This is a genomic window from Kitasatospora sp. NPDC059571, assembly GCF_042735675.1.
Taxonomy (GTDB): Bacteria; Actinomycetota; Actinomycetes; order Streptomycetales; family Streptomycetaceae; genus Kitasatospora.
Window position 1 is genome coordinate 1 of sequence record NZ_JBHWBW010000737.1, and the last position, 2,302, is coordinate 2,302.

Annotated in this window: 1 protein-coding gene; it reads right to left on the bottom strand. The window is 77.5% G+C overall.

Annotated elements, in window-relative coordinates:
• On the bottom strand, positions 1-2,302 hold a 2,302-nt coding region (locus ACFV0G_RS38465; protein WP_380558259.1), incomplete at both ends, for a type I polyketide synthase.

The following is a 2,302-nucleotide window of genomic DNA, read 5'->3' on the forward strand; positions in this document are numbered from 1 at the left end:
GCCCTGCACGGCGTGGTCGGCGAGCCCGGGGTGGGTGTCGAGGGCGATCCGGCCGGTGAACAGGACGCCGTCGCCGTCGGCGAGCGCGACGGCCGCGCCGAGCAGGGGGTGGTCGACGGCGCCGAGGCCGACGGCGGTGACGTCGCCGCCGTCGGAGCCGGGCGCGAGCCAGAACCGCTCCTGCTGGAAGGCGTAGGTGGGCAGGTCGACGCGGCGGGCGCCCTGGCCGGCGAAGACGGCGTCCCAGTCGGGGGCGGCGCCCCGGATGTGGGCCTGGCCGAGTGCGGCGGTCGCGGTGTGCACCTCGGGGCGGTCGCCGCGCAGCAGCGGGACGAACACGGCGGCGTCCGGGTCGGCCAGGCAGTCCTGGCCCATCGCGGAGAGCACGCCCTCGGGGCCGAGCTCCAGGTAGGTGGTGACGCCCTGGGCCTCCAGGGTCCGGACGGCGTCGCAGTAGCGGACGGTCTCGCGGACGTGGCGCACCCAGTACTCGGGGTCGCCGATCTCCTCGGCGGTGACGGTCCGGCCGGTGAGCGTGGAGACGATCGGGACCTTGGGCGCGGCGTACGAGACGGCCTGTGCGCAGCGGCGGAAGTCGGCCAGCACGGCGTCCATGTGGGGCGAGTGGAAGGCGTGGCTGACGGTCAGGCGGCGGGTCTTGCGCCCCTGCTCGGCCCAGTGGTCGGCGACGGCGAGGACGGCGTCCTCGTCGCCGGCGACGACGACGGAGGCCGGGCCGTTGACGGCGGCGACGGCGACGGCGCCCTCGCGGCCGGCGAGGGTGGTGCGGATCTCGTCCTCGGTGGCCTGGACGGCGGCCATGGCGCCGCCGGCCGGCAGTGCCTCCATCAGGCGGCCGCGGGCGGCCACGAGCAGGGCGGCGTCGGCGAGGGTGAGCACGCCGGCGGCGTGTGCGGCGGCGAACTCGCCGATGGAGTGTCCGGCGACGGCGTCGGGGCGCAGGCCCCAGGACTCGACGAGGCGGTGGAGGGCGACCTCGACGGCGAACAGGGCGGGCTGGGTGTAGGCGGTGCGGTGCAGCAGCTCGGCCTCGGGGGTGCCCTCGGCGGCGAACAGAACCTCGCGCAGCGGGCGTTCGAGCTGGAGGTCGAGGTGGCCGGCGGCCTGGTCGAGGGCGCGGGCGAAGACCGGGTACGTCTCGTAGAGTTCGCGGCCCATGGCGAGCCGCTGGCTGCCCTGGCCGGTGAAGAGGAAGGCGGTGCGGCCGGGGGCGGTGGTGCCGTGGAGCAGTCCGGGGGCGCCGAGGCCGTCGGCGAGGGCGTCCAGGGCGCGGCGGAAGCCGTCCCGCTCGCCGGCGACCAGGACGGCGCGGTGCTCGAAGGCGGTGCGGGTGGTGGCGAGCGAGTGGCCGAGGTCGGCGAGGCGGTGCTCGGGGTGCGCGTCGAGGTGGGCGGTGAGTCGGCGGGCCTGCGCGCGCAGCGCCTCCGGGGTCCGGGCGGAGAGCACCCAGGGCAGCGCGGCGGGGGCGCGGGTGGCGGGCTCGGCGGCCGGGATCTCCGCGGTCTGCGGGGCCTGTTCGAGGACGGCGTGGGCGTTGGTGCCGCTGAAGCCGAAGGAGGAGACGGCGGCCCGGCGGGGGCGGCCGGTCTCCGGCCAGGGGCGGGCCTCGGTGAGCAGCTCGACCGCACCGGCGGTCCAGTCGACGTGCGGGGAGGGCTCGTTGACGTGCAGGGTGCGCGGCAGGACGCCGTGGCGCATCGCCATGACGGTCTTGATGATGCCGCCGATGCCGGCGGCGGCCTGGGTGTGGCCGATGTTGGACTTGAGGGAGCCGAGCCAGAGCGGCCGGTCCGCCTCGCGGTCCTGCCCGTAGGTGGCGAGCAGGGCCTGCGCCTCGATCGGGTCGCCCAGGGTGGTGCCGGTGCCGTGCGCCTCGACCGCGTCCACGTCGGCGGCGGTCAGGCCGGCGTCGGCGAGGGCCTGACGGATGACCCGCTGCTGGGAGGGGCCGTTGGGTGCGGTCAGGCCGTTGGAGGCGCCGTCCTGGTTGATCGCGGTGCCGCGCACCACGGCGAGCACGGGGTGGCCGTTGCGTTCCGCGTCGGAGAGCCGCTCGACGAGCAGCATGCCGACGCCCTCGCCCCAGGCGGTGCCGTCGGCGGCCTCGGCGAACGGCTTGCAGCGGCCGTCGGGGGCCAGTCCGCGCTGGCGGCTGAAGGCGACGAAGGAACCCGGTCCGGCCATCACCGCCGCGGGGCGGGCGGGGGGCGGGGCGCCCCCACCGCCGCGCCGCGGGCGACGCCCGCAGTGAGCGGGGGGGAGCGGGGGGGTGGGGGGGAGG